Source organism: Cyclonatronum sp., assembly GCF_022565315.1.
Lineage (GTDB): Bacteria > Bacteroidota > Rhodothermia > Balneolales > Cyclonatronaceae > Cyclonatronum.
In genome coordinates this window covers 1-8,019 of sequence record NZ_JAIUMX010000139.1, presented here as the reverse complement: position 1 = coordinate 8,019, position 8,019 = coordinate 1, and the positions used below count along the sequence as shown (strand labels likewise).

Below are 8,019 nucleotides of genomic sequence, written 5' to 3'. Positions count from 1 at the left end.
CCCTCTCCTGAAAAGGCCACCAGGCTCTACGTACATTGTCTTCAGGAGAGGGGCTTTTGGTTTCGGGGTTGGGAGGGGTGAACCGCGTTTTTTTCTACCCATGTGGTTTCCCTACGGGAAATTTGGCATCATGCCATTTGAACAATCCGCGAAAATCCCGTTCAATCCGGAAAATCCGCGTGCCATTATCGCAGTGGACCTCACCCCAACCCCTCTCCTGAAAATACCACCAGGCCTTACAGGCATGGTCTTCAGGAGAGGGGCTTTTTGGTTCGGGGTAGTTTGGGGGTTGGGGGGGGGCGAGGCAGCGGGATTCGACTCTTGGCAGGCGGTTCTTTTTTCCGTCGTCTGCGGTCGCCGGCCAATGCCAAAATTCGCGTGCCCTTTCGAGGGCGGCTTAAAGCTCGCGAGCTTCGGTGAACCGGCCGGCTTTGTGCAGGGTTTCGGTCAGGAATTCGCGGAGATTTTCATTGCGGGGGTTGGCCCGGTACCTTGCCAGCCAGCGGTCGGCAAGCTCATCGAGGCGCCCTGATTCCTGGCTCAGATCTACAATGCCCCGGTAGGCGCGGCGGTTGCTCGGATCAACGGTTAATGCCCTTTCAAATGCAAGCAGGGCCATCTCGGTCTGATTCTGCCCCCGATACAGCCGGGCCATAGAAAGATGTATATCCGCACTTGCTGCACCGGAACGCAAGGCCTCCGTAAGCCAGCTGAGCGCCTGTTCCGGCTCGTTCATCCGTTCTGCAAGAGCAGCCTGATACACCATCAGCAGCGGACTTTCGTCCAGCTGTTCGCTCAGGCGGTCCATCACCGCTGCAGCCTGTGCTGCCTGCATTCTTTCGGTCACAAAACGGAGTGCCTGGCTGATATACGTTTCCATCTCCTCCAGCTCCCGGCCAGTCTGAAACACTACCGGTTCTGTGGGGTTTAGGGTCTCCATATCCTGTTCAGCATCCTGCTGCACCAGCTGCTGCCCTCGGGCATAAGTACGAAACATCCGGCCAATGATTGCGGTTAGGGTGTCGGTCTGAACCGCTGCCTGACGAAGGGAGTCCGACAGTAAAAGCCACTCTGCAAAGCCCTGCCAGCTCGTATCCAAAGCGGCCTTCAGGGAGGCTTCCCTCACCCGCTGCCCTTCTTCGTGAGGCGGGGCGAGTCCTGCGGTTTTCACCAGTAAACGACCTTCAGCGCTTTCTGCTGCATAGCTGCTTAGCAGCGTGTAGGCGCGGTCCCGCTGCCCGAGGGCCGCAGCAAGCAAACCGGCCTCACGGAAAAGAACCGGAGAAACCGCCTCCTCTGCCAGCAACCGCTCATAATATGCAAGGGCCTGCTCCGGTTCATCTGAAAAAAGCAGGGCTCTTGCTGCCAAACGGCCAGATTCAGCGGCACGCACCGGCTGCCCCGCTTCTGCCTGTGAGGCGGCAAGCGTATCATAAAACGTGAAGGCTTCATCGAAGTCAGAGGCTGCAATCAGCGATTCACCGTATGCGCGGGCAGTTTCCTCATCATCAGGGAACTGCAGGCGGCGGAGGTTCAGCACACGGCTTAGCCCGCGAAGATCCATGCGCTGCCGGTTTATTTCGATAAGGGTATCGTACACCCGGGGCTCCTCAGGGAAACGCTCAAGCAGCTCTTCAAACAGCGCATTGGCATCGGGCGGCTGATTGTTGTTAAACAGCGATATGCCGTAGGCAAGGCCCCGGTTCACATCCGAAGCATCAGCCTCCCAGAGCTGAGCGAGCAGCCTTACGGCGGCCTCCGTTTCACCGGTTTCACCGGCAAGCTGCGCGCGAAGGAAAACCAGGTTCTGACTCTCCGGGAAGCGGATGAGGGCCGAATCCAGTACCTGCCGGGCTTCCTCATACTGCTGAAGCTGCATTAGCAAAAAAGCCAGGTTATTGTGCAGCATGGGGTTATCACCGGTATAGCGCAGGGCATTCCGAAAGGCATCAGCCGCCTTTGCGGTTTCACCTTCGGTATAATATTGTCCGCCCAGCTGTTCGTGAACCGCACCGAGTGTGTTTTCAACCATCCGAACAGTGATGCCGTCGGCTTCGCGTCCGGGCCGCTGTAACAGCAGCGCCCGCATGGCTTCATAAACCGGGATGATACCAGCCAAATTGGTTTGTGCTATTGCTTCTCCTTTAACGGCGTAGAGGCGCACCAAATCAGGAAACAGCTCAATGCCACGGGCTGCAAGTTCAGCGGCCTCCCCATGCCTGCCGCTGAGCAGGTAGGCCGAGCTCAGGTAGATATAAACTTCCGCAGCCTCACCGTCTTCCTCAAGCGCCCACTCCAGCGATTCAATCGCGCCTTCGGGGTCGCCTGACTCATACTGCGATATGCCCTGCTGCAGGTGAAAGTTCTGTGTGGTACGAAGCGGCTGCCCGAACTGCTGTGACCAGGCCGCACCGGGCAGGGTAAGGAGCAGGAAGCCCGTCATCCCAAATAAAAATAAGGTCCGGAAAAGCCTCACCCGTAGAAAAAGCCGTGCTGCTGCAATTGCCCGCGGGTGTTTCAGTGCCGGATGTGCTTTTTGGGGTGATGACATCTTTTTTGAATCCAAAACTTAGAAATACGAAACGGGATTTTTGCCTGTGAACCGGAACCGGCTAATTCGCCGCAGCCTGAACCGCGCGGTTCTGCCGGGCTTCGCGGCCGCTGAGGTCAACGGGGGAAACCCGATACCACAAGCCCGGCAGGCCTGCCGGATCGGTAAATGACAACTGATGCGGCTCCGTTTCACCAATCAAAGTAAACAATCCGGCCGCCGTTTCTGAGCGGTAAATGCGGAAGGCGGCAAGATGGCTGCTGTCATCGCCTGACTGCCATGCAAGCTGAACGCCCGCGCCGTTGCCGGCAAGCTGCAGGTTACGGACCGGCAGCGGCGGGGAGGTTCGCCGGGTGATCAGGGTGTCGGCAAAAAGCAGCGGGGATGCGTTTCCAAGCGAATCAACCGCGCTCACAGCGTACACATAGCGCTGATTAAGCTGTACGCTTTCATCAGCATAAAAGCGCTGATTCCGGTCGCCGGTGAACAACAGTACGGGTTCTTTCTGCCCGGTAGTGTCAGGGTTTTGGCGGTACAGGCGGTAGTGGTTTACCCGCGGACTGGGTGAACCTCCCCAGCTGACATCTACCCGGAAATCGGACTGTACGCTCAACTGAATTGCGGTAGGGGCGTCTGGCAGGCTTAGTGTCGGGATCTGAAGCCGGGTGAACAGCGTATCGCCCATGTTTCCGTTTTGGTGAATCGCAAACACGCCGTACTGATAGGTTACGCCCTCCTCGAATCCGCGGCCCTGTATGCCGGGATCGGTAATGCGTGCCTCCCGCCAGCTTCCGTCGTTTATTTGGGTAAAACCGGCCTGTACCGGCGGGTTCAGCTGTCGCCGCATGATGCGGTAGCTGCGCAGCTGTTCGCGCATGCTTTCCGGAACCGGCTGCCAGCTGACCTCAACCTGCCCGGTACCGTCATCGAAACGGGCTGCGATACCCTGAAGGGCAGGAAGCCTGCGGGTATCGGGAATAAGCAGGTGTGCATTGTTGCTCCGCCCGCTTTCGATGGTGTTGCGGCCGATTACCGTAACCGCATAGCGGTACTGAACCCCGGGTAAAGCGGTGCTGTCCGTAAAGGTACTGCTGAGCAGCGGCAGCATGGTTTCAGTAAGCAGCAGGAAGTCTTCTTCATCGGCAGCGGCGCGGTACACCCTGTAGCCCGCGGCATCTACGGAGCGGCTCACCGGCCAGCTGATTTCGGCCAGGTTTCGGGAGGTGATCCTCCCGTTGACCGCCGACAGCGCTGCCGGCGGCACATTATCGGCTATCAGCATCCGGATAATTTCATTATCGGGGGAGGGCTGCCCCATATAATCGCGGGCTTCAACCCAGAATTCGTATTCGGTGTTGATGGCAGGCACCCGAAACCGGAACTCAAAGCTGCGGTTATCAGTGGTGCGCAGCAGGAAGCCGCTCACGGCTTCGCGGATGCGGGTTTCCCCTTCCATGCGAAAGCGGGGCCGAAACAGAAGCACGTACTCTGTACCGGGGCTGTCGTAGGCCGGGTAATCCCAGTTCATGATGATATTACGCCCTTCATGGCGAATGCTAAGGTTTTGCGGAGGAAGCGGACGTATGGGTGTAAGCTCAGCTTCGGTTTCATAAATAACCCCGATGGAACGGCCAATATCACTTACAAATTCGATGCGATACGCGGCGGTTTGCCCTGCCGGCGCCTGCGCGTCCACAAAAAGGAACCCCATTGCCTCAGCCAGCTCCGGGAGTGCCAGAATGGTGAGCAGATTTTGTTCCGAGCCGCTGCGCAGGGAAAGAAAAACCGACTGCGGGTCTGTATCCGGCATGGTCTGCTCAATCAGCTGCCAGCCCCCGCCAAGCTGCTGCTGCAGCTGAAAGCCGTTTTGCACCGGCATTACGGGGGCATTGGTAAGCCGCTGCCATTCCGTTTCGCTCCCTGTACGGCGGTAAACCAGAAAGCCGTGCGATAGCGGCGGGGGCACCGTAAGAAATACAAAGGCCTGCCCTTCGGCACTCGTAAGCACCATCAGGCCGCCTTCGGCAGGCGTTTGCTGCGCGGCCGCCGCCGAAGGCAGACCCGAGCACACCAAGAGGAACAACAGCACTTTTAAGAGATACATTTTCCGGAACATAGGGCTTTAAATCTGAATGTTGATTGGTGTATTAGGGGCATTGCTGCCCGCGTGCCGGAGGCCTCATAATGGTTCCGGAAATGGTTGTCACCAGACCGGCACCGTTATAGACCCTAACTGAATAAGGATACTCTACACAACGTGCTAAAACAAATTCTGAAAAAGAAGGACTTCGCCAATTAATATTTGAAATAACTGAGTTTCTTGGGAAATATCTTGTGTGTGTAAATGTCGTTGAGTTAGAAGAACCTGGAAAAGAAAACACAACTTTTACAACTCCGGACTCAAGATCTTGTATGTTGTTAGCATTGATATCAACTCCTAATCTGCTGAACGAGAGATTAGAAAAGCTTGCTGAAGCCGTTCCTGTAGGTGGCGTTGTATCAAGGTTAATAGGACCTGACTCGCGCACCTCTGAGAGGCTGCCGTGAGCGTTCACGGAGCGGTACTGCAGGTACAGGTCATCCCCTACGGGCAGCCCGTCTTTAGAAACAGAAAGGAAGCGCTGATGCTGCTGAGAACCGCTTGCCTCATCAGCCGATTTCTGCAGATTCCAGTCGAGATCTACCCCTGTGCCTGCCGGAAATGATCTCAGAACCGTATCGCTGTACGAGATTACCGTTTTCCCATCATTCGAATACGTGTAACTGCGGCTTACAAGCTGATACTGAATACCCGTAACATCACTTTCAGGATCAAAGGGTACTTCCGTGAGATACAGCTTGATATCCTGCGGATCAACTTTAGCAGTCATTTTGCCCGAAAACGGGGCGCTCGGGTCATCTGACAAAAACGGGCCCCGGGTCGTAATATCGCTGCGGTTTCCGGCAAGATCTACAGCTCTGATGTGCAGCCACATTTCATCGGTAAAACTATTAAAGAACTCGTCGAAGCGTCCGCCTTCTACAAGCAGCTCACTATCGGTATGGAAGGTATATTCACCGGCATCGAACAATACATGGCCGTTATCGGGATCGTTACTGACCGCGTATTCATAACCCAGTATTCCGGAAAGATTGTCTGAGGCCGATATGCCACTAAACCGAAGAACTGGTTCAAAAAACGGACTGCTGATCTGTTCCATATCCGGTATGGTAAGTTGTGGCACAAAAGCAGAAACTGCACGACGGGTTTCAACAGGGGTTACTGATGAGATGACCGGAACCTGCGGCAGGTGTGAAAGCTGCGGCGCATCGGGTTTTGTACCGTCGTAAATGATGGGGTGGTTAGAGCGCTGAACCGGACTCAGCTGCCCGTTGGCATTCGTTACCCGTGCAGAAATAAAGTACTGCACACCTTCATTAAGGCTTAAGAACTGTGTGTTCCCAATCATACGCTGCGACGGAATCTCAGGCATATTGATACGCTCACCCTGAAGTTCAGTCCAGCCCAGCACATCGGTTCCGCCCCGTACTGTACCAATGGCGTATTCGTACAAATTGATATTATGTGAGCTGTCGTAGCCATCTATAGTAAGGCGGATAAACTGAGAATTGCTTGTAAAATAGACACTCTGCGTAGAAGTAAAAAAAGTGAATACTATTGGCCTTGATTCATGGTTATAAGTGTTGGAAAGGATGATGTGCGGTCTTTGTAGTCCGGTACCTGAGCCGGATGAGGGGGGGACAGGTACGGTAACTGAGCCGCCACCTGCGCCAGGACCGGTGCTTATCCCGCCGGAGAAGCCTGTTGCAACCCTTAGGCTCCCTCTGCGCACGGCTGTTGTGCCGGCCGCACCCCGTACCCGAATCCCAAAATCAATCTCAGGGTCTTCAGTTAGAAATCCGGTTTCAGTCCGCTCACCAAACTTAACAACGGGCATTAGGGTGATGCTGCCATCAACGGAGCCCGTGTTGCCGGCCTGATCCGGATCAAGACCCAGCGTGAAGTACTCATTCAGACCTTCGAGTAGGCCGCCGCTGCCGGTTTGCCCGTCAACGTTATACTGAAAAGAAGTTTCGGTAATTTTGTGCCCGTGATTAGCGGTCCACCTGATTTCCGCTTCGGTAAATACAGCATCGGGCTGCGAGTTAAGCTGTATCTCAACAGTGCTAATAACAGGCGGCATCAGCATTTCCGAAAGCCGGGTCCGGTTAGCGATGTATTCACTGTAATCCGTTTCAATGTTCAGCAAATCCTCCGATCCGCCATCGTTTTCAGTCTGAATCCGGTCTATCTCTCTGCGCCATTCCACATAATTGTTGTTGAGATCCCACAGAACGGAAGTAAGCTGCGTCTGAATGCGGTAGAAGTCGTCAGCTAATGCGGTTATACTGTGCATGTTGCTAAATAAATCAGCTGCCCTTGCCTGCTTATCGTCATCAACATTTCCGCTTTCAATCCAGTTAAGATAACTTTCCATATAAGCCCCAAGACCATTATAGTGCATATAGTACCAGAAGTTTCTGTGAGAAGTTTCTTCTATTTGCTGTATGGTAGAAACAAGGCTTTGGTCCCACTCCTTTCGTTTGAATTCCCGGTATATATCGCCTGCCCTACCTACGTTATGTCTATACGTGGGTACATACCTTTGTGTATCATACTCATAATCAAAATATCTAAAAGTATAATTAGAGTCGAAAAACATAGGACTAGCATGTATTAAATTAAATGATTCATCAAAAAGCAAATCAAGAAAATACACCCGCTGTGCCATTCGGAAAGCTCCATGTATCATCTCCCAGTTACCCCTGGCATTATTATTATAATAGTAGTGTAAGGTATAAAAAGGAAGGTTTGTTAATTGAACAGTTTCTTGCCCAGAGCCCGTACGAGCAGTTCTTGACCCTCTTATAGGATCAATGATACCAGAACGATTTTGCGCCATAAGCCTTCTCAGATTCCCTGCCCACCTTACATTTCCCCAGTTTTGCTGTGCCTGCTCTGCAAAATAAGTTTCAAAGAGGGTGACCGTCTCTCCAAAGCCATGGAACAATTCCATCAGAGAATTTTCAGGCACCGTTTCTGCCCCGTTTGTTTCAGATTGGGCCTGCCCGTACATCAGGCTTTCCACCAGATTCAGGTTCAGTTCAACAGCGCTAATTGATTCCCTGTAAAGGTTATCGAGCTGAATTACGGCCGACTGCATTTCTTCCAGCTCCCGCATCTGCTCAGAAGCAAGCTCTTCATCCAGATTAAAAACCAGGGTTGAAGCCGTATTGAGCGCAGGTACCGGCATGGGCTGCAAAATGGTGAGCGGACTCTCTGATAAAAGCACGGCAAGATTTTCGAAATATTCCGCAGAAGCAAGCAAAAGATCTTCCGCAGTCTCAAGCCGCTCCCCGAAATTAATCTCATCTCCTGCAAAAGCCTGAAAAAGCGCCTGCATTTCCTCAATTTTTTCATTCAGCTG

The 8,019-nt window shown here is 53.5% G+C and carries 3 protein-coding genes; all 3 read right to left on the bottom strand.

Annotated elements, in window-relative coordinates; all coding sequences use genetic code 11:
• Positions 1-397: 397 nt before the first annotated feature.
• A complete protein-coding gene (locus LAT75_RS14330; RefSeq protein ID WP_291483365.1) occupies positions 398-2,443 on the bottom strand; it encodes a tetratricopeptide repeat protein in 2,046 nt (681 codons plus the stop codon).
• Between the two features lie 169 nt (positions 2,444-2,612).
• Positions 2,613-4,655, bottom strand: a complete 2,043-nt coding sequence (locus tag LAT75_RS14325; protein WP_291483364.1) for a hypothetical protein — start codon at positions 4,653-4,655, stop codon at positions 2,613-2,615.
• A gap of 43 nt (positions 4,656-4,698) precedes the next feature.
• On the bottom strand, positions 4,699-8,019 hold a 3,321-nt coding region (locus tag LAT75_RS14320), incomplete at its 5' end, for a hypothetical protein (RefSeq protein ID WP_291483363.1).

Excerpts from the sequence above, each read along its gene's own strand:
- LAT75_RS14330 (WP_291483365.1), bottom strand. The coding sequence starts at position 2,443 with ATGACGGGCTTCCTGCTCCTTACCCTGCCCGGTGCGGCCTGGTCACAG.
- LAT75_RS14325 (WP_291483364.1), bottom strand. The coding sequence starts at position 4,655 with ATGTATCTCTTAAAAGTGCTGTTGTTCCTCTTGGTGTGCTCGGGTCTG.